Below are 20,058 nucleotides of genomic sequence, written 5' to 3'. Positions count from 1 at the left end.
GGGGTGAAACAAAACCATGTGGACGAGGAAACCGGGGCTTTCTCCAAGTGAAGGTGGGGCTCTCTGATCGTCCGGATCGATTGGAGTGGAAGGAAGAAGGCTTCGCTTCCCCGACTTCCGTTCCTCGCCCTTCGGGCTGCGGTACGGGTTCGGCTACGCCCACATCCCCCATCAAGTAGAGGTGCCACCATCACTTATATATTGGAAATTCATTTAGGCTCTTTCCCGTTGTCCGGATCAACTGGAAATTCGCTCAAAATGAGCTTCTAAACTGATTATACGAGGAGGGAACAACATGAAAATGGACCAGAAACGCCCGCTGATCGTACAAAGCGATTTTACGGTTTTATTGGAGGTGCGGCATCCGGACTTCGAAAGGGTACGCATCGGTTTGGCCCGGTTTGCGGATCTGGTTAAAACGCCCGAGCATATTCATACCTACCGAATGACCGCCTTATCGTTATGGAATGCGGCAGCGGCGGGGATGTCGACGGCGGAAATAACCGATTTTTTGGAGAAGTATGCCAAATTCGGAGTGCCTCACTCGATCAAGCATGATATTCAGCGGTTCGTGGAACGGTACGGACTTGTCAGAATGGAGAGCTTGGGCGACGATCTGCTGCTGATTTCCGACGATGTCGAGGCGATTAAAGAAATGTGTTCATTTCGAACGCTGCGCTCCTACGGCTTGTGCCAGGTCGATTCGCAAACGCTGCGGTTTTCGTCCAGATATCGGGGCGTGCTGAAGCAGGAGCTGATCAAGCTCGGTTTTCCGGTTCAGGATTTGGCAGGCTATTCGCGCGGCGAGGAGCTGCCCATCAGGCTCAAGCAGGACGATTCGGACCATAATGCGTTTCGGCTGCGCGATTATCAGACGTCGGCTGTCGATTCGTTTTATCGGGAAGGCAGTCATTTGGGGGGGAGCGGTGTGCTTGTGCTGCCCTGCGGCGCGGGGAAAACGATTATCGGCATCGCGGCGATGGGCAAGCTGAACTGCGCCACCTTGATTCTTACGACAAATACGACGTCGGTCAATCAATGGAAGCGCGAAATATTGGAAAAAACGGATGTGACCGAGGATATGGTCGGCGAGTATACGGGCTTGAAAAAAGACGTCCGTCCGATCACGATCGCCACCTATCAAATATTGACATACCGCAAATCGAAGGACGATCTGTTTGTGCATATGGATTTGTTCAACAAGCGCGATTGGGGGCTTATTGTTTATGACGAGGTGCATCTTCTGCCTGCCCCGGTATTTCGGGTAACCGCCGATATTCAGGCGACACGCAGACTGGGACTGACTGCAACGCTTGTTCGCGAGGACGGCCGGGAGGAGGATGTATTTTCGCTGGTCGGACCGAAGCGGTACGAAGTACCCTGGAAGGAATTGGAGCAAAAGGGATGGATTGCGACGGTCGGCTGTACGGAAATCCGCGTTCCGCTCTCATCCGAAGAACGTGACTCCTATGCCTCAGCCGAACCGCGGCAGCAGATGCGGGCGGCCAGTACAAGCCGCGCCAAGCTCGGGGTGATCCGCAGTTTGCTGGACAAGCATGCAGGTGAGCAGACGATTATTATCGGGCAATATTTGGAGCAGCTGAAGCTGGTCGCGCGGGAGCTGGAAGCCCCCATCATATCCGGCCAAATGCCGCATGAGCAGCGCGAGGAGCTGTATAACCGCTTCCGCCGCGGGGAGCTGACTACCCTTGTTGTGTCCAAGGTAGCCAATTTTGCCGTCGATCTTCCTGACGCCTCGGTGGCGATTCAAATTTCCGGCAGCTTCGGCTCCCGCCAGGAAGAAGCCCAACGATTGGGGCGTATTCTCCGTCCCAAGTCGAATGCCAACGAAGCTTATTTTTATTCCATTGTAGCGGCCGATACGAAAGAGCAGGAATTCGCGCTGAACCGCCAGCTGTTTTTGATCGAACAAGGATACAGCTACCGAATCGAGGAATGGCCGCTGTCGGAGCGTGAGCCGAGCCGCATTTCTGTCAACGATCAAGCGGCGGCGGTTTCATGGCCGGAGTTACATTCGGGAATGGAGGCGGGGTTGATATGAACAATACGTTCTATTTAAGCAAAATGCCGCAGGAGCTGAAGGCGCGGATCGAAGCGGAACCGGTCTATGCGCCATGGCTGCTGCGGGGGGAAACGTTAAAGTCGATCTGGAGCGACCCGGCGATTATGGAAGCCGTTCTCAATCAGCTGTCCGTCCGTGAAAAGCAGGTGCTGCAAATTGTCGTTGTGTCGATCGGCTGCGAGCCTTTCGATTGGGCACGACTGGAAAGACTGGCCACACATATAATGTCAGGTGCGGAGGCGAAGGTCGGCTTTATTCATTTGCTGAAAAAGGGCTTGATATATATGTTCCGGAAATCATGGGGCGAGCATGTTTATGTGGTGGCCGAGGACGCTCTGGGATTATGGCAGCGGCTGCTTTTATCCGCGGAGGAGGAGCGCCTGCTGCCGCTGGCGGAGTCGCCGGCCGTTTCCTGCACCGGCAAATCCGGGCCGGCACTGGCTTTGCAGCTGCTGCACACGCTCGTATTCATTGCGCAGAACGAAATGAAGCTGACGAAAAACGGAACGCTCCATAAAAAGCAAGTGCAGAAATGGCTCGATGCGCTGCCGCTCGAAAACGAGCCCTTTCAAGGAAGCGCGCTGAAATATGCTTATGCCGACGTCTATCCGGTAAAGCTCGCGGTGATGATGGAATTTTTACAGCGGCTGGAGCTGGTGGAACAGCGCGGCGACCAGCTGCGTCTGCGGGAAGAAGCGGTTAACGGCTGGCTCGTCCTTAACGAACGGGAGCAAAACAAGCGGCTGTACCTTATTTGGAAACGGATCGTTTTTCCGGGGACGGCCTGGCTTCAGCATGCTGCGCTGCTGCTGGAGAGGCAGCCTGAAGGAATATGGCTTCGCGCTGCCGGACTGCTGCAATGGCTGCGCAGGCAGGGCATTTGTATGCCGTTTGAGGCTGATGCCGCCGCTGACCGGGAGCTGCAGTCTCAGCTGGAACAACAGTGGCTCGAGCCGCTTGTCGCCTTCGGCTGGCTGGCGAAGGGAACGGACTCATCCGCTCACGCGGGAGGCGGAGAAGCCGCATATATGTGGCTTGCCCGGCCTTCGGCGGATGACGGTCTTCCGGCTGCGGATGACGAAGACGATGCGGAGCAGCGGTTTTACGTTCAGCCGGATTTTGAAATATTGATGCCACCTTCCGTACCGTACATCGTCCGCTGGCAGCTGTCAGCTTTCGCCGACCGGATTAAGACCGATCAGGTATCGGTTTACAAGCTGAGCAAGGAAAGCCTGCAGCGCGGACTGGAGAACGGCTGCAGGCTTGAAGATACGCTGCAATTTCTGGAACGGCATGCGCTTTACGGATTGCCGGACAATGTGAAGCTGACGCTGGAGCAATGGGCCAAGCCGTTCGGCAAAGTGCAGCTTGTCGAGGCGGTGCTGCTCCGCTGCTCGGACGCTGAAGCGGCCGAGGCTGTAAGCAAGCTGCCGGGCAGTGCCGAATGCTTGCTTGAGGCGGTCGGAGACCGGGCGTGGATGGTCCGTACGGATCGGCTCAAACGATTGACAGAGCTGCTTGAAAAGGCAGGCTGGATGCCGGGCAAGCTGCTGCAGCCGGGCGGACCGGCGCCGTCCGGTCGAGGCGGCATCAGTCAGCCCGACTACCATGAACGGATTGACGCAAGCGATGATTCGTCAGGGAACGGGGTGAATCCCGCCGCCGAACCGCTGCAGCTTGGAGACAAAGGGTTTTTGTACTCCCGCCATAACCACATTTATTTCGAGATGGATGCGAGAATCCCGGAGGTGCGCGAGCTGTATCCCGATCTGCAGGGCGTGCCGCAGGGTTGGATGAGGGACTACCGGACTTACCATCCTTCGACGCGCAGAGAAATGGTAGAGAAAGCGCTTGAGTGGAAAACGGCGCTTCAAATCCGCCGCAACGGCCGCGACGAAGTGATTGCTCCGAGGAAGCTTCAGGATACGCGGGGCACATGGAGCATGACCGGCTTGCAGCAATCGAAGCTTCAAGAGGTGTGCCTGTTTCCCGAGGAATGGCAGGAAATGAAGATCATCGTCCCTGGCGTTACTGATAAATATTGATACAACAATTGTGAACAATGTGTGGTATGATAGACTTGTCTGGAAAATCTACGATGAATATGAGGCAGGTGCTATTATGGCAGTAACGGAAGCTTACACGTTAGATATGTCTGCCATTCTCATGCAGGCATACAGCTTGGGAGATATGATTAACGATTCCGTAGAGACAGCGGATTATTTATATTGGAAGAAGCGCAAGGACGAAGATCCTAAGGTCCGAGAGCTTGTCCTGCTTTTTGATAAAAAGAAAGAGCTGTTCGAGGAATGCCAGCGGTTCGGTCATTTTCATCCGGACTATCACGCCGCTCTGGATCAGGTAAAGGCGATTCAAGAGCAGCTCGACAGTCTGGAAACCGTCAAACATTATAAAGAAGCGGAGCAGCGGTTGGATCAGCTGCTGTACTCGATTTCGCAAACGATCGCGCAAAGCGTGTCCGATACGATCAAGGTGCCGGGCAACGAGCTGCAAGCAGGCGGAAGCTGTTCCTCCGGCGGCTGCTCGAGCGGCGGAAGCTGCAGCGGAGGCTGCAGCTAGAGAAGCTGCGAGCGCGGCAGCGCCGCATGAGTTCAAGCATCCTGGTTTCGACCGCAACCGGTACGATTATTGCGGATCGGACCCGGTCCATGTCAGCTCGATGACAGGGTGGATTTCGCCGACAGCCGCTTGGTGGCAATTCGTGATCACAGGATGATGGAATTCGTGAAGCTGCATAATTTCCTCCTCGCGGAGCATATCTAATTGCAGGAGCGTTTCTATGACAGCCGGGTATAACGCGCGCAAGGAACCGTCCTCGATCTTGACGGCGATCCCCCAGCCCTGCTCCGGAATGGCGAGGGCGAATATGCCCTCGGCCCCCATTTTGCCGATAATGCGGCCTTGAGTTGCTTCGATTAAACGGGTATCGAACCGTTCGTTCCCGGCTACATAGTAGGGCTGCCGCGCGACGGCGCCGATAATCCGCCGGCATGCTTCGGCTCGCTGCCCGGGCAGCGAGTCCGGCTTGCCAAGCCGCGCATAGGCGTACGCGAGCGCCTCGAGCGGCACGGCGAAGACCGGGACACCGCAGCCATCTGTGCCTAGCGCTATCTGCTCAACCGGAACGCCGCACATTTCGGACACCGTATCCAGCATCAGCTGCTGAACCGGATGAGTGATGGACGTATAAGGAACGCCGGCGCCCGAATGTTCGAGCAGGCGGGACAGCGCGAGCATCCCGGCATGTTTGCCGGAGCAGTTGTTGCGCAGCGGCGTAAAAGGCAAGCCGGCCTTTTTCAGCCGATTCGCCGTCTCCGGGTCGAACGGCTCGTGCACGCCGCAGCGCAGCGCGCTTTCATCGAGTCCAATGCGCTGTAGTATTTCGTTCGCAAGCGCGGCGTGCGCATCCTCGCCGTTATGGGAGGCGCACACAAGCGCGACCATTTTATCGTCCAGCTGAAACTGCCGATCGCCGTCCGCTTCCAGCAGTGGAATCGCTTGCAGCAGCTTAGCCGTCGAGCGGGCGAAAGTATAATAGGCCGGGTCTCCGGCATAAGCGATCCGCTCCCGGTTTACATTGACCACGGCAACATGCCCTCGGTGCCGGCTCTCGACCACCGCGCCGCGTCTTGCCTCAACAACCATTTGTGACATACGCAATTCGTCCTTTCATCGCTTATCCCTATATGGAAAGAAGGTATGAACCATGTTTACCGACCGCAGCGGCCTGATCGTTTGGGTAAGTGACATTAAAGCTGCAAATAAACATCTGGAACGCTATGGGAGCGTTCATTTTATTTCGAAAAGGCTGCATTACGCAGCCATGTACGTGCACTCCTCCAAATTGGACGAAACGACCAAGCAGCTGCAAAAGCTGCCCTTCGTAAAAAAGGTCGAGCGCTCCTACCGCAACGAGATAAAAACGGAATACAGTAGTAATATGCCTGATAAAACCCGATTTTACACAGTCTGACCGATCGGTTCGCGCCGCAGCTCAAAATTGGGCCGTTTGCTCGTTATTATATTATATACGCAATCCATGGGGCTTCCGTAACTGCGGGAGCCTCTTTTTGATATGAAGTAAAGTGCAGGTTCGAGTGTCTCAACCATTCAGAAAGCGACAGCACGCGGAAACGGGAGCCGCTTGCGCCGCAGGCCCGTTTTCCCCGGACCGCGCTGCACGGACAGGCACTTTTGCCATTATACGACAAAGTACAGCCCGAAAATAGTTATAAAGTCATCGGTTTTTTTGATAAATTTAGCATGATCATAAAGAATATTTTATTTGGATTCCTTTTTTAAATCTAGTAAAATAAAGGGTGTATGGGATGTACATAGGTTAAAGGTACTATTTTAATGGGTGAGAGGTTGTGGTTTATGAGAGACAGAACGATTGACCGATCCAACAGCTCCGAGCCTTTCTATGTTACTTTGGGGGATAAGAACGTTGCAGACATTGTGATTACGAATCACGCGCGTATCCGTTGGACGGACCGGGTGGAAAACCAGAAAACGGGCTTTAACGATATATGTGATTATTTATGGGACAGGCTGAGAGCGGGACAAATAAAGCCTTACTACAAAAATAGCGAAGATGTATACTTGATCGACGACGACATGGTCATGGTTGCGGAATTTGCCGGGTGGGGCGTTCCCGAAACGTTGGATTCGAAGCTGCTGCATCGTATGGTCATCGTTACCTTCCTTGGAAGAATGTCCGATACGATCGAGCTGCGCGACCTGAAATCGTACTATTCATGGCTGCGTCATTCGCGGCGGATGACACTGATCAAAAGCAGCCGGAAACGCAGATAATATAATTTCATCGAAGGAGCGTCCGCAAAAGCGGCGTGCTCCTTTTTATTTTGTTATAATAGGGCTACCAAGTAAGCTGGAGGGAAGCGGGCGATGGCACTTAATTTTCATCAGCTCCATATTTTTTATACCGTTGCGGAGAAAGGCAGCTTCTCCCATGCAGCGCAAGCGCTTCATATGACGCAGCCGGCGGTGACGATGCAGGTGCAGGCGTTGGAGGATTATTTCGGCACGAAGCTGTTCCACCGCACGACCAAAAAGATTGAGCTGTCGGAAGCGGGAAGAACCTTGATGCCTTATGCCAAGCGCAGCATCGATCTGATGAAGGAAACCGACGTCAGCATGTCCAAATTTACGCATATGCTGGAAGGACGGCTTCATTTGGGGGCAAGCATGACCGTAGGCGAATACATATTGCCCCGTCTGCTCGGCCCGTTCGGCAAAGAGTACCCGAATATTTCGGTAAGCATGAAAGTGATCAATACGCGGCAAATTTTGGATGAAGTGCTGAACCATCAGCTTAATTTCGGTCTGGTCGAGGCCGAGATCGACCATCCGGACGTTCACACGGAGGCCGTGCTGAACGATGAGCTCGTTCTGATTATGCCGCCGGACCATCCTCTGGCTCAAGTACCGGTTGTGACGATGAACGATGTGCTTGAATACCCGTTTGTGCTGCGGGAACAAGGCTCCGGCACGCGCAGAGTGATGGAGGAAGAGCTGGCACGGGCCGGCTGGGATCCCGGAGCGATGAAAATTGTCAACGAACTGGGCAGTACCGGAGCCGTTAAATCGGCCGTAGAAGCGGGGCTGGGCATCTCGATCCTGTCGCAATCGTCGCTGAAGCACGAAGTAGCGCTCGGTGTGCTGACAGTCCGCAAAATCGAAGAGATCTGTTTCTCCCGCAGCTTTTATGCGATTTATCTCAACTCGACCCTTTTACCGATATCGGCGGTCACGTTTGTAACGTTTTTGCGGGAGCGCGATTTAAGTCAATGGCTGTAAGCTTTCAGGGCATTACTGTGAAATCATTAACTATGATAAAGGAGATTCGACCATGGCATTCGCCGATTTACATATGCATACGACGGCTTCGGATGGAACGCAGCCGCCGGCCGACAATGTCAAGCTCGCTGCGGAAGCGGGGCTGGCCGCTATAGCGATAACCGATCATGATACGGTAGCGGGTATCGCAGAGGCGTTGGAGGCGGGCAAGAGACTTGGGTTGACGGTTGTGCCGGGCGTCGAAATCAGCACTGTCGCGGAGGGGCAGGACATTCACGTGCTCGGCTATTGGATCGACCCCTGCGATCCGCATCTGCTGGAGCGGCTCGCCCGTCTGCGCGGCGTTAGAGACCAACGCAACCGGATGATCATTGAGCGGTTGAATGAGCTCGGGCTCAGTCTTACGATGGAGGATGTTACAGCTTCATTGCAAGGGTCGAAGAAAGCGGACGAGACGGTCGGCAGACCCCACATCGCCGGTGCGTTGATGAAAAAAGGCTACATCGCCTCGACGGCGGAAGCGTTCGAACGCTATTTGGGCAAAGGGGCGGCGGCATATGTGAATCCGCCGCGGATCGAGCCGTTCACCGCCGTTGAATGGATACGGGAGGCCGGCGGTGTGCCGGTATTGGCCCATCCGGGCTTGTACGGACAGGACGAGCTGATCGGTCAGCTTGCCGAGCGGGGGCTGGCCGGCCTGGAGGTATATCACTCCGACCATACGCCGGAGCAGGAGGAGCATTACCGCCGAATTGCCGAGCGGTTCGGACTGATTGCGACCGGCGGCTCCGATTTTCACGGAGAGCGGGGCGGCGTCGTTTTCCATGCTCCGGTTGGGGCGCGCAAGGTGGACATATCCGTCGTGGAGCAGCTTGGGCAGCTGGCGCAGGCGGGCGGGAGAAGTTCGAATAAGCTCCTCCAGGGCTAGAGAACGCTCCGCTCCGACCGCGGAAGTCCGATGCAGCAAGTTGCGCCGGATTGGATGACATGAAAAATAAATGATATGAATAATGACGGGCAGCCCATTTTCGGCTTGCCCGTCATTTTTAATTCGCCTGCGAACGCTGGTTGCTAATAAAAGGAATCATGCGTTCACAACAAGTCTTTTCTTTAAGAAGCCGCATTATGAGGGGGTCGTGCCCTGGCCCTGGCCTGCAGGAGCCGGGCTGTCCGAACGGCGGGTTCTGCCGCCGTTAATATAACCTCTCGCGGTTCGCGACGCCCGGATTGTAGAGACGATAATTAATGTTTCATCTCGAGTCATCGTACGGTTTTCGTAAGTAAAATCAGACAAATCCGCAATCTGCTCATCGGTATACTTGTCGAATAAATCGATCAAGGTTTCGATATTTTGATCCACATCAGCACCTCCAAACTAGTTGCTATGACTATTATTATGGAACTTGTCCGGTACGTCAACCCGGTATGTCAATAAGGGATTGCCGTAAAGGCAAACCGTGTGGTATGATTGTAAAAATTTACCCGGAGAGCGCAGCCCGCAATGGTGCTGCCGACTTGTCAATTCCAATTTTGAGGAGGATTAATTCAATGGCTTATTATTATTTGGAACCGTCCCGGACGTTCAGCGAATTTTTATTGCTGCCCAACCTGACGAAGAAGGATTGTACGCCTGCCAATGTCAGTCTGAAGACGCCGATCGTTAAATTCAAACGCGGGGAAAAGCCGGCCGTTTCATTGAATATTCCGTTTGCTTCGGCGGTGATGCAGTCCGTATCGGACCACAATATGGCGGTCGCATTAGCCCGCTGCGGCGGAATCTCGTTTATTTTCGGCTCCCAGCCGGTGGAGGAGCAAGCGGCGATGGTGCGCAAAGCGAAAAGCTACAAGGCGGGCTTTGTCGTAAGCCGCTCCAATCTGACCCCCGCTCATACGCTTAAGGATGTGCTGAATTTGAAGGACGAAACGGGGCATTCCACGGTAGCGATAACCGATGACGGGACTCCTAAAGGCAAACTGCTGGGCATTGTCACAAGCCGGGATTACCGGGTCAGCCGCGATTCGCTCGACAAGCCGGTTCAACAATTTATGACGCCGTTCGCGTCGCTGGTTTACGGCAAATCCGGTATTTCGTTATCCGAGGCGAACGATTTGATCTGGGAGCATAAGCTGAACTGTTTGCCGATTGTGGATGAACGGCAAAACCTCGAATTTCTCGTATTCCGCAAAGATTATGACGCTCACAAGGAAAATCCGCAGGAGCTGCTGGATATGAACAAAAGCTACATCGTCGGCGCCGGCATCAATACCAAGGATTACGAGGAGCGTGTGCCGGCATTGGTCGCTGCCGGAGTAGATGTGCTTGTCATCGATTCGTCCGATGGGTTTAGCGAATGGCAGCACGAAACGCTGCAATATGTGAAGTCGAATTTTGACGTAAAAATCGGAGCGGGCAATGTTGTGGACAGGGAAGGATTTCAATATTTGGTGGGCGCGGGCGCTGATTTTATTAAGGTCGGCGTGGGCGGCGGCTCCATCTGCATTACGAGAGAGCAAAAAGGCATCGGCCGCGGCCAAGCATCGGCGCTGATCGAGGTCGCGGAGGCTCGAAACCAATATTACGAAGAAACCGGCATCTATATACCGATCTGTTCGGACGGCGGAATTGTTCACGATTATCATATTACGCTAGCGCTCGCGATGGGCGCCGATTTCGTCATGATGGGCAGATATTTCGCCCGCTTCGACGAGAGCCCGACGCGAAAACTGAAGGTCGGCAACAATTTTGTAAAAGAATTTTGGGGCGAGGGCTCCAACCGGGCGCGCAATTGGCAGCGTTACGACACGGGAGGCAAGCAGGATCTTGTGTTCGAAGAAGGGGTCGACTCTTATGTGCCATATGCGGGCAGCTTGCAGGAAAATTTGGATAAAACGAACAGCAAAATCAAATCGACGATGTGCAATTGCGGTGCCAAAACGATCGAGGAGCTTCAACATAAGGCGCGCATCACAATCGTTTCCGCCACCAGTATCGTGGAAGGCGGAGCGCATGACGTTATATTAAAAGAAAACAACATGTCGGCGGAATAGCTTAATCCGGCCATCCGACTGCTTGTAACGATACGATCCGAGTTTAAAACAAGCGGCTTTCCATCTTGCCCGCAAGCGTGCGAGGGATGGAAAGCCGCTTGTTTCTTTGTACAGAAATGTAAGTTTTAAATGCCTTCGCTTCTCATTGCCTGGACAAGCCGGCCCGTTCCAGATGACGGCGAAGCGGTTTATCCTTGGTTGAATAGCAAGTATAAGTTTTTTCATACTTGGCTTCGCACAACCTTGACAAACGCGCTCGTCCCCTAGGGACGGCGAAGCCGTTTATCCTGGTTTGGGGCTACTTGATGCTGACCGGCATTTGCTTGATGCTCTCGGCGTCTGGAGTAATATACAGCGTTTTCTGGTGGTCGTAGATGACGAAGCCCGGCTTGGCACCGCCCGGCTTGCGGACATGCTTGATCATCGTGTAGTCGACCGGCACTTGGCTCGACGATTTGGCTTGGCTGAAATAAGCGGCCAACTGGGCGGCTTCTTGCAGCGTCGCATCTCCGAATTGAGCGCTGCGGATGACGACGTGCGAACCGGGAATATCCTTCGTATGAAGCCAGGTGTCGGCCGATTGGGCGAGCCGGTTCGTCAAGTACTCGTTTTGCGTGTTGTTTTTTCCGACATAGATCGCGATGCCTTCGCTTGACGTGAAGCAGGAAAGCTGCGGCTTCAGATTCGATTTCTTTTTGCGCGTTTTTTTGCTGCGGTCGCGAATATAGCCCTGCTCGACCAGTTCGTCGCGGATTTCCTCGATATCGCTGAGCGAAGCGGTGCCGAGCTGCTGGAGGAGACTGTTCAGGTAGCGGATTTCTTGATGCGTCTGTTCCAGCTGCTCCTTGACGACAACCAGGCTGTTTTTGCTTTTCGTATATTTTTTGAAATAGCGCTGCGCGTTTTCGGAAGGGGTGAGCAGCGGATCCAGGACGATCACGACCGGACGCTGCTCCTCATCGTAATAATTGATCACCTCGATCTGCGGGTCGCCCTTCTGAATTTGATGCATGGAAGCGGTGAGCAGCTCGCCGATAATCCGGAATTTATCCGCGTCGCGGCCTTCCTCCAACGTTTCTTGCAATTTTTCCAGTTTTTTTACATTTTTACTGCGCTCATTTTGCAGAAACCGGAGCAGATCGGATACGCGCTGCTTGACTGTATCCCGCTCCGCCTTATCGCCGTAGAACGCTTCGAGGCATTCGCTGACCGAAGCAAACTGCTTGGTTTCGCCGTGCAGATGCGTCAGCTCGACAATCGAAAATGACTGCTTTCCCGTATCGGGCTGGTCGCAAATTTGCGGAACGCCGCCGTCGTATCGAAGCTGCTCGATCAGCGTATGGAAAGGCTCCCACACAATCGCCGCATCCTTCTCTGGCCTAAGGTTCTCAGGCATGTCGGAAGCTGGCCAAAGCGGCTGCGCGCGGTATACGAGTTCCTTGGCCACAAGCGGGCTGATCCCGCTGAAGCATGCGACAAGGCGATTTGCCCATGCGGCTTCCCGCGAATCCGGCGCTGCGGTCCGCTTCGCCACGACCCGCCGATCATCGTCTTCCTGGCCGGTTGCGTCGTCGGGCTGCGTTAGCACGGCGATGAACCGTTCCTTGTCCGTATGGAACGGATGGTTCTTGTGCTGCTCGGGCGGAGCGGTATAAGCGCTGCCCGGCATAACGATCCGGTAGCTGCTGATCGCCGGCGTCACATGATGAATGCCGTCAATGATCGTGCCCGTCGCCGGATCAAGCAATATAATATTGCTGTGCCTGCCCATAATTTCGACCACGATTGTTTTGCTGCTGACATCGCCGAGCTCGTCGCGCTGGCGTACCTGCAGCCGAATGACGCGCTCCAGTCCCGGCTGCGCGATGCTTTCGATGACGCCGCCCTCGCAGTGCTTGCGCAGCAGCATGCAAAACATGGGCGCTTCGAGCGGGTTGGTATACGCTTGCTCGGTCAGATGGACCCGCGGATATGTAGGGTTTGCAGACAGCAGCAGCTTCAAATTGCGTCCCTGGGCGCGCAGCTGCAGTACGATATCATTGTGCGTGGGCATATGTACTTTATTGATTCGGCCGCCCACGCAAGCCTGCAGTTCCCGCACAAGGCTGTGGACGACGAGACCGTCTAACGACATGATGTACAACTCCAATCTTAATCTGTTTAATTTGCATACTTAAAATGAATGAACGCCGGATAAGGTTCCTTACTATCATGCCATATTTCGGTCAAAAACTTAAGTCCGTTCTCCCGTTTGGTGGACCCGCACGTCTCTTTTGGGGCGCTTTGTTCCGTTCCGGTGCTATTTCTTGGCTTGTCTGAATACATTGGATTCGAGAGGTTGTTCAAGTGTCTGATCCTTTTGGGAGGGAATGAGCAGATGAGTCAGAAAAAGTGGTACCAGATGACGGCGGAGGAAATCATGCAATCGCAGCAAATTCATCCGTCAAAAGGGCTGTCGTCTGAAGAGGCGCGGAAACGGCTGGACGAGCATGGGCGCAACGAGCTCTCCGAAGGGGCGAAAGTATCGCCGGTTGCCTTGTTTTTGAATCAGTTTAAAGATTTTATGGTGCTTGTGCTGATGGGCGCGACGCTCATTTCGGGGCTGCTCGGTGAATATTTGGACGCCATTACGATTGTCGCCATCATTATTATGAACGGCATTCTCGGATTCGTCCAGGAATTCCGGGCGGAGCGGTCGCTGCGCGCGTTGAAAGAGCTGTCGGCGCCTAACGCTAAAGTGCTGCGCGACGGGGTTCTCAGCCAAATACCCGCGCGCGAGCTCGTTCCGGGCGATGTGGTCTTTTTGGAGAGCGGCGACCGTGTTCCGGCCGATCTCCGATTTATCGACGCCAACAGCTTGTATGCGGAGGAATCGGCTTTAACGGGCGAATCCGTGCCGGTCAACAAGCATACGAACGCTTTGGATGGCGAGGAAGTGCCGCTGGGCGACCAGCGAAACCTGGGCTTTATGGGGACGATGGTGACGCGGGGAACGGCCAAGGGGATCATTGTGCGAACCGGCATGAGCACGGAAATGGGAAAAATCGCCGACCTGATCCAAAGCACCGAGTCGATGGAAACGCCGCTGCAGCATCGGCTGGAGCAGCTCGGCAAAATATTGATCATCGTCGCGTTGGCGTTGACCGTCGTGGTGGTCGTCGCCGGGATCGTTCACGGGCAGGAGCCGTACGGCATGTTTCTGGCTGGCGTCAGCCTGGCGGTCGCCGCCATTCCGGAAGGCTTGCCGGCGATCGTAACGATCGCGCTGGCGTTGGGCGTGCAGCGGATGATCCAGCGCAAAGCGATTGTGCGGAAGCTGCCCTCGGTGGAAACGCTCGGCTGCGCTTCGGTTATTTGCTCCGATAAGACAGGCACGCTGACGCAAAATAAAATGACCGTCACTCACCTGTGGCTTGGCGGACATATATTGGAAGTGAGCGGGGACGGCTACGATCCGCACGGCGAAATTACGAGCGGCGGCAAACATGTCAATATTCGCAACAACCAAATGCTGCGGCGGCTGCTGCAAGTGTCTGTGCTGTGCAACAACGCGATGTTGGTCGAAGAAAAGCCGGAGGTCCGGCGCAAAAAACAGCCGGTCGAAGAGCCTGGCAGCCAATGGAGCATTAAAGGCGATCCGACGGAGGGCGCGCTGGTCGTGCTTGGCGCCAAAGCCGGAGTGACGCAGCAATCGATGGATGGCTTATATCACCGTATCGGTGAGTTTCCGTTTGACTCCGAACGCAAACGAATGTCCGTGCTCGTCGAGCACCAGGGCGGCCGGACGGTATGCACCAAAGGAGCGCCCGATGTGCTGCTCCAGCAGTGCTGCTATGTTCTATGGGATGACAGGGTCATTCCGTTTACTCCCACTTTGAAGCAGAAGGTGCTGGCCGCCAACGAGGGCATGGCCAAAAATGCGCTGCGCGTACTCGGTCTCGCCTACCGCGATTTGAAAATTAGCGACCGCAGCTCGGACGAGGAGGAAGTCGAGCTGGGTCTCGTCTTCATCGGTCTGACCGGCATGATCGATCCGCCGCGCAAGGAAGTGCGGGATGCTATATCCCAATGCCGCAGGGCAGGCATCAAGACGGTCATGATCACCGGAGACCATCAGGGGACGGCGGAAGCGATTGCCAAGCAGCTGGGGATTTTCCCGGCAGCCGGCGGCCTTGCTTTAAACGGCCAGCAGCTGAACCAGCTGAGCGACGAGGAGCTGGATCAGCGCGTAGAGGATACATATGTATACGCGCGCGTCTCGCCTGAGCATAAATTGCGCATCGTCAAGTCGCTGCAGCGCAACGGCCATGTCGTGGCGATGACCGGTGACGGCGTGAACGACGCTCCGGCCGTCAAAGCGGCGGATATCGGAATCGCGATGGGCATCAATGGTACGGATGTGACCAAGGAAGCGTCCTCCCTTGTATTGAGCGACGACAATTTTGCGAGCATTGTCGCGGCGATTGAAGAGGGGCGCGGCATTTATGAAAATATCCGCAAATTCATCCGCTATTTGCTCGCTTCCAACGTCGGTGAAATTATGACGATGTTTCTGGCGATGATGGCCGGGTTGCCGCTGCCGCTTATTCCGATTCAGATTTTATGGGTCAATCTGGTGACGGACGGCTTGCCGGCAATGGCGCTCGGCGTCGACCAGGCCGAAAAAGACTTGATGCAGCAAAAGCCCCGCGGCTCCCGTGAAAATATATTTGCCCGCCGGCTTGGCTGGAAAATTATAAGCCGCGGTCTGCTCATCGGCTTCTGCACGCTGGCTGCCTTCTGGATCGTGCTGCAGCAGGGGCCGAAGGGCGATGCCGCCGCTTTGGTTCAGGCGCAGACGGTCGCTTTCGCGACATTGGTCATGGCGCAGCTGATCCATGTTTTCGACTGCCGCAGCTCGCGTTCGATATTTCACCGCAACCCGCTGCAAAACGGCTACCTGGTGCTGGCGGTTATTTCATCGCTTATCTTGATGCTTGCGGTGCTGTACATCGATCAGCTGCAGCCGATTTTCAAAACGGTTCCGCTCGGCTGGAAGGATTGGATCATCGTGCTCGTATTTGCCGGAATCCCGACGTTCTTAATGGGATTGGGCAGCGTCATGAGCCGCCCGGCCAAACGCAAGCAAATCCGCTACGGCAGCGCCAAGCCGGTTACCCGCTAGCCGATGCCGCATCAGCCCGTTCAGAGGGGAAGCGCCCTGCTGGCGGGCTTTTTGCATTTTCCGTATAAATCGGTTAAAATTTTGCGGAAAAACTATGCATGCATGTCGTTTTGCGTTATGATAATGGCTAAACCAAAGGAACGAATAAGCGCGAAAGCAGGAGAGAGACGATGAATTTTACAAAAATGCACGGGCTGGGAAACGATTTTATAATCGTAGCGGGCGAGCATGAGCTGCCGTCTGACGCAAGCGAGCTTGCCGTCCGGTTGTGCAGCCGTTTTTTCGGGATCGGGGCGGATGGATTAGTTTATATACTGCCTTCGGAAATCGCCGATTATCAAATGCGAATTATAAATTCCGACGGTTCGGAATCCGAACAATGCGGCAATGCGATCCGCTGCGTCGCCAAATATATATACGAGCATCAATTGATCGATAGTTCGCGCACCGGGCTTTCGGTGGAAACGCTGGGAGCGGGAGCGCAGCAGGTTCAGCTCACGATCGCGGACGGTAAAGTAACGGCCGTGCGCGTCGATATGGGGGAGCCGGTGCTGCAGGGAAAGCTGGTGCCGACAGCGGTCGATCAGGAACGTGTGATCGATTATCCGATCGAAGTGGATGGCCGGAATTTCCGCTTTACCGCAGTTTCGATGGGGAATCCGCATTGCGTCATTTATGTGGATGACGCGCAATCGTTCGAGCTGGCCGTATGGGGGCCCAAGCTCGAATCGCATCCGATGTTTCCGCGCCGCGTCAATGTGGAATTCGCAACGGTGAAATCGCGCGGTGCGATGGACATGCGCGTGTGGGAACGGGGAGCGGGACCGACGCTGGCGTGCGGAACCGGGGCGTGCGCGACATTGGTGTCTTCGGTATTGAACGGCTTGTCGGATAGAACGGCAATCGTTTCCCTTAAGGGCGGCGATTTGTTTATCGAATGGAACGAAGCGGACAATCATGTGTACATGACAGGACCGGCAGAGCAAGTGTATACCGGATCGGTAACGTTATAAAGATCAGTAATGGAATAAGGGGGACGGAAGAGGATGAAGCTTGAGTTAAGAGAAGCGCTCCGTCAACAAATCATTGTCGGTGACGGAGCTATGGGGACCTACTTGTACCAAATGGGATTTCCGGTCGGCATTTCATATGAGGAATTGAACCTGTTGAAGCCCGACGTCATCGTTGACGTCCATCGCCGCTATTATGAAGCCGGTGCGCGGTTGATCGAAACGAACACATTTTCCGCGAACCGGGAAAAGCTGTCGAAGTACGGACTCGAAGAAGATATCGAAGCGATTAACCGTGCCGGCGTCGAGCTGGCGCGCAAAGCGGTCGGCCGCGACGCCTACGTGGTCGGCGCCATCGGCTCGATCCGCGCAGGCCGCCGCAAAAACTTCCGGACTGCCAAAATCAAAGACGATTTGCGGCAGCAAATCGAAATTTTATTGGACACGCAGGTGGACGGGCTGCTGCTGGAATCGTTTTACGATCTTGAGGAGCTGCTGCTGGCGTTAAAAATTATCCGCAAGCTCAGTTCACTCCCGGTCATTTGCCAGTTCGCGACCGAAGGGACGGGGACGACGCAGGACGGAGTAACGCTGCAGGATGCGTTTGCCAAGCTGGAGCAGAACGGTGCGGATGTCGTCGGCTTCAACTGCCGCAGCGGTCCCAACGGTTTGCTGCGCTCGCTCGAAAGGGTGGCCGCAATCGGAGGAGAGCTCCCTTACTCGATATTTCCGAACGCAGGCATACCCGATTATGTCGACGGACGGTTTACGTATGCGGCAACGCCGCAATATTTTGCCGAAACGGCATTGAAATTCGCCGATCTGGGGGCGCGAATCATAGGCGGATGCTGCGGCACGACGCCGGAGCATATCGCCGCGATGTCCAGGGCGCTCGCCGGCTACAGCCCGGGCCCCGCACGTGCGGACCGTTCGCAGCCGACGTCAGCCGGAGCGGCCGTACTGCCTGAACGGGAGCCGGTTCAACCGGCGGCGGAAGTGTTGGCACAACCGGCGCCGTCCGCTAAACCTGACGGGGCGAATGAACCGAATATCGTCGATTTGGTTAAGCAGCGCCATACGGTCATCGTCGAATTGGACCCGCCGCGCGATTTGGATATCGATAAATTTATGAAGGGCGCCCGGGCGTTGAAGGAAGCTCATGTCGACGCGCTGACAATGGCGGACAATTCCTTGGCCGTCACCCGCATGAGCAACTTGGCGCTGGGCTATCTGGTCAAAGAGCAGACCGGACTGCGCCCGCTTATCCACATTGCCTGCCGCGACCGCAATCTGATCGGAACGCAGTCGCATATGATGGGACTGCATACGCTCGGCATCGATCATGTGCTGGCGGTAACCGGAGATCCGGCGCGCTTCGGCGATTTGCCGGGCTCCAGCTCGGTTTACGATTTAACCTCGTTCGAGATGATCCGGATGATCAAACAGCTTAACGAGGGGGTCGCTTTTTCCGGCAAGCCGTTGAAGAAGAGAGCGAGCTTCATCGTAGGTGCGGCCTTCAATCCGAATGTCAAATATTTGGATAAAGCGGTACAGCGTTTGGAGAGAAAGATCGAGGCGGGTGCCGATTACATTATGACCCAGCCGGTGTATGATGCGGCGCTGGTCGAGAAAATATATGAAGCGACCAAGCATTTGAGCATTCCGATATTTATTGGAATTATGCCCTTGGCCAGCGGCGGCAATGCGGAATATTTGCATAACGAGGTGCCGGGCATTCAATTGTCCGACGAGGTAAGACAGCGCATGGGCAGCTTGAAGGGCGAAGAAGGCCGGGCGATGGGCGTGCAAATTTCGAAGGAACTGCTGGATACGGCAATGCGCTATTTTAACGGAATTTACTTGATGACGCCTTTCCTTTCCTATGAGATGACGGCCGATCTGACCCGCTATGTATGGGAAAAATCTGGGAGAGCGATTTCCACTTGTACCCACTAGCAAAATGGATTAGAATAGGTTAATGGATGTGATAATGCCATGATTCGCAGTATGACCGGATTCGGACAAGCAAATCGCCTGTTTGCTGGCTATAGCGTGCAAATGGACCTTAAGTCGGTCAATCACCGCTATTGCGAGGTTATTGTAAGGATGCCCCGCGAATGGCTGAAATATGAAGATTTGCTGAAGCGCACGCTGCAGCAGCAGATCAAACGGGGCCGTGTAGATCTGTTCGTAACCGTCGAACGCGAAGCCTCGACCCGCCAGACGGCACAATTGAACTGGCCGCTGGCGGAAGCCTACCTCTCGGCAGCCAAACAGCTGCAGGATAAGTTCGGACTCGAGGGCATGCTGCAGATCCATGACCTTCTGCGGATTCCCGATCTGATCTCGATGAAGGAAGCCGATGAAGCCACCGAGGAGCAGAAAGAGCTCGGACTATTGGACTGCGTCAACGAAGCGGCCGAACAATTGCTGCAAATGCGCGAAAGAGAAGGCAGCCATCTGCGTACGGACGCGCTTCTGCGGTTGGATGCGATGGAGCAATATCTTGGACAGGCGAAGCAGCTTGCCCCGCAGTCGGTATCGGACTATTCCGTGAGGCTGCGCACGCGTATACAGGAGCTCCTGGAGCATCCGATCATCGATGAGACGCGAATTGCAGCCGAGGTGGCGCTTTTTGCAGATCGGGTGAACGTCGATGAAGAGCTGACCAGAATGCAATCCCATCTTCTGCAGTACAGACAGCAGCTCGATTCTTCGGAGCCGGTCGGACGCAAGCTTGATTTTCTCGTTCAGGAGATGAATCGTGAGGTCAATACGATCGGGTCCAAAGCCAACCATGCCGGACTTACGGCGCTGGTCGTCGAGATGAAGGCGGAGCTTGAGAAGATGAGAGAACAAATTCAAAATATCGAGTAACGACATGCATTCATGCTACGAAACGGCATTGCCTT

The 20,058-nt window shown here is 54.8% G+C and carries 15 protein-coding genes; 12 read left to right on the top strand and 3 right to left on the bottom strand.

The window, feature by feature from the left end; all coding sequences use genetic code 11:
• Positions 1-295: 295 nt before the first annotated feature.
• From E1757_RS12640 to E1757_RS12630, 3 genes are all read left to right on the top strand, one after another.
• Complete coding sequence (locus E1757_RS12640) at positions 296-2,062, top strand: DNA repair helicase XPB (protein ID WP_133228360.1); 1,767 nt, start codon at positions 296-298, stop codon at positions 2,060-2,062.
• Positions 2,059-4,128: a helicase-associated domain-containing protein gene (locus E1757_RS12635; protein ID WP_165972092.1), complete on the top strand. Its 2,070-nt coding sequence runs from the start codon at positions 2,059-2,061 to the stop codon at positions 4,126-4,128. The genes E1757_RS12640 and E1757_RS12635 overlap by 4 nt, the downstream gene beginning before the upstream one ends.
• Before the next feature lie 76 nt (positions 4,129-4,204).
• Positions 4,205-4,663 carry a YlbF/YmcA family competence regulator gene (locus E1757_RS12630; protein ID WP_133228355.1) on the top strand — a complete coding sequence of 153 codons (459 nt, stop codon included), beginning with the start codon at positions 4,205-4,207 and terminating at the stop codon, positions 4,661-4,663.
• 66 nt (positions 4,664-4,729) lie between these two features.
• On the opposite strand, the gene E1757_RS12625 is transcribed toward E1757_RS12630, so the two are convergent.
• The gene (locus E1757_RS12625; RefSeq protein WP_133228352.1) at positions 4,730-5,758 is read right to left on the bottom strand and encodes an asparaginase; all 1,029 of its coding nucleotides are present in this window, start codon (positions 5,756-5,758) and stop codon (positions 4,730-4,732) included.
• Between the two features lie 52 nt (positions 5,759-5,810).
• Here E1757_RS12625 and E1757_RS12620 point away from each other — a divergent pair, with 52 nt between their 5' ends.
• From E1757_RS12620 to E1757_RS12605, 4 genes are all read left to right on the top strand, one after another.
• Positions 5,811-6,077 (top strand): YlbG family protein, encoded by a 267-nt coding sequence (locus tag E1757_RS12620; RefSeq protein WP_133228349.1) that lies wholly within the window; start codon positions 5,811-5,813, stop codon positions 6,075-6,077.
• Positions 6,078-6,481: 404 nt separating this feature from the next.
• Positions 6,482-6,919 carry a hypothetical protein gene (locus tag E1757_RS12615; RefSeq protein WP_133228345.1) on the top strand — a complete coding sequence of 146 codons (438 nt, stop codon included), beginning with the start codon at positions 6,482-6,484 and terminating at the stop codon, positions 6,917-6,919.
• Between the two features lie 93 nt (positions 6,920-7,012).
• Positions 7,013-7,924: a selenium metabolism-associated LysR family transcriptional regulator gene (locus tag E1757_RS12610; RefSeq protein ID WP_133228342.1), complete on the top strand. Its 912-nt coding sequence runs from the start codon at positions 7,013-7,015 to the stop codon at positions 7,922-7,924.
• 52 nt (positions 7,925-7,976) lie between these two features.
• Positions 7,977-8,852, top strand: a complete 876-nt coding sequence (locus E1757_RS12605; RefSeq protein WP_133228339.1) for a PHP domain-containing protein — start codon at positions 7,977-7,979, stop codon at positions 8,850-8,852.
• A gap of 195 nt (positions 8,853-9,047) precedes the next feature.
• Here E1757_RS12605 and E1757_RS12600 read toward each other — a convergent pair whose 3' ends face one another.
• A complete protein-coding gene (locus E1757_RS12600; RefSeq protein WP_133228335.1) occupies positions 9,048-9,284 on the bottom strand; it encodes a hypothetical protein in 237 nt (78 codons plus the stop codon).
• A 188-nt stretch (positions 9,285-9,472) separates the two neighbouring features.
• On the opposite strand from E1757_RS12600, the gene E1757_RS12595 reads away from it, so the two are divergent.
• Complete coding sequence (locus E1757_RS12595; RefSeq protein WP_133228332.1) at positions 9,473-10,972, top strand: IMP dehydrogenase; 1,500 nt, start codon at positions 9,473-9,475, stop codon at positions 10,970-10,972.
• Positions 10,973-11,270: 298 nt separating this feature from the next.
• On the opposite strand, the gene E1757_RS12590 is transcribed toward E1757_RS12595, so the two are convergent.
• Positions 11,271-13,106, bottom strand: coding sequence for an Rqc2 family fibronectin-binding protein (locus E1757_RS12590; RefSeq protein WP_133228329.1), 1,836 nt, complete (start codon positions 13,104-13,106; stop codon positions 11,271-11,273).
• Positions 13,107-13,349: 243 nt separating this feature from the next.
• Between E1757_RS12590 and E1757_RS12585 the strand changes: the two genes are divergently transcribed.
• The 4 genes from E1757_RS12585 (at position 13,350) to E1757_RS12570 (ending at position 20,023) form a co-directional block, all read left to right on the top strand.
• A complete protein-coding gene (locus tag E1757_RS12585; protein WP_133228325.1) occupies positions 13,350-16,136 on the top strand; it encodes a calcium-translocating P-type ATPase, SERCA-type in 2,787 nt (928 codons plus the stop codon).
• Between the two features lie 170 nt (positions 16,137-16,306).
• Complete coding sequence (gene dapF / locus E1757_RS12580; RefSeq protein WP_133228322.1) at positions 16,307-17,149, top strand: diaminopimelate epimerase; 843 nt, start codon at positions 16,307-16,309, stop codon at positions 17,147-17,149.
• A 33-nt stretch (positions 17,150-17,182) separates the two neighbouring features.
• Positions 17,183-19,102 carry a bifunctional homocysteine S-methyltransferase/methylenetetrahydrofolate reductase gene (locus E1757_RS12575; protein WP_133228319.1) on the top strand — a complete coding sequence of 640 codons (1,920 nt, stop codon included), beginning with the start codon at positions 17,183-17,185 and terminating at the stop codon, positions 19,100-19,102.
• Between the two features lie 39 nt (positions 19,103-19,141).
• Positions 19,142-20,023, top strand: a complete 882-nt coding sequence (locus tag E1757_RS12570; protein ID WP_133228316.1) for a YicC/YloC family endoribonuclease — start codon at positions 19,142-19,144, stop codon at positions 20,021-20,023.
• Positions 20,024-20,058: the final 35 nt, after the last annotated feature.

The organism is Paenibacillus piri (genome assembly GCF_004354045.1).
Classification (GTDB): domain Bacteria; phylum Bacillota; class Bacilli; order Paenibacillales; family NBRC-103111; genus Paenibacillus_S; species Paenibacillus_S piri.
The sequence above is the reverse complement of the archived record's forward strand: the minus strand, read 5'-3'. Positions and strand labels throughout refer to the sequence as shown.

What these genes read in the sequence shown, in the direction of transcription:
- E1757_RS12640 (WP_133228360.1), top strand. Translation starts at nt 296, where the DNA reads ATGAAAATGGACCAGAAACGCCCGCTGATCGTACAAAGCGATTTTACG.
- E1757_RS12635 (WP_165972092.1), top strand. Translation starts at nt 2,059, where the DNA reads ATGAACAATACGTTCTATTTAAGCAAAATGCCGCAGGAGCTGAAGGCG.
- E1757_RS12630 (WP_133228355.1), top strand. Translation starts at nt 4,205, where the DNA reads ATGGCAGTAACGGAAGCTTACACGTTAGATATGTCTGCCATTCTCATG.
- E1757_RS12625 (WP_133228352.1), bottom strand. Translation starts at nt 5,758, where the DNA reads ATGTCACAAATGGTTGTTGAGGCAAGACGCGGCGCGGTGGTCGAGAGC.
- E1757_RS12620 (WP_133228349.1), top strand. Translation starts at nt 5,811, where the DNA reads ATGTTTACCGACCGCAGCGGCCTGATCGTTTGGGTAAGTGACATTAAA.
- E1757_RS12615 (WP_133228345.1), top strand. Translation starts at nt 6,482, where the DNA reads ATGAGAGACAGAACGATTGACCGATCCAACAGCTCCGAGCCTTTCTAT.
- E1757_RS12610 (WP_133228342.1), top strand. Translation starts at nt 7,013, where the DNA reads ATGGCACTTAATTTTCATCAGCTCCATATTTTTTATACCGTTGCGGAG.
- E1757_RS12605 (WP_133228339.1), top strand. Translation starts at nt 7,977, where the DNA reads ATGGCATTCGCCGATTTACATATGCATACGACGGCTTCGGATGGAACG.
- E1757_RS12595 (WP_133228332.1), top strand. Translation starts at nt 9,473, where the DNA reads ATGGCTTATTATTATTTGGAACCGTCCCGGACGTTCAGCGAATTTTTA.
- E1757_RS12590 (WP_133228329.1), bottom strand. Translation starts at nt 13,106, where the DNA reads ATGTCGTTAGACGGTCTCGTCGTCCACAGCCTTGTGCGGGAACTGCAG.
- E1757_RS12585 (WP_133228325.1), top strand. Translation starts at nt 13,350, where the DNA reads ATGAGTCAGAAAAAGTGGTACCAGATGACGGCGGAGGAAATCATGCAA.
- dapF (WP_133228322.1), top strand. Translation starts at nt 16,307, where the DNA reads ATGAATTTTACAAAAATGCACGGGCTGGGAAACGATTTTATAATCGTA.
- E1757_RS12575 (WP_133228319.1), top strand. Translation starts at nt 17,183, where the DNA reads ATGAAGCTTGAGTTAAGAGAAGCGCTCCGTCAACAAATCATTGTCGGT.
- E1757_RS12570 (WP_133228316.1), top strand. Translation starts at nt 19,142, where the DNA reads ATGATTCGCAGTATGACCGGATTCGGACAAGCAAATCGCCTGTTTGCT.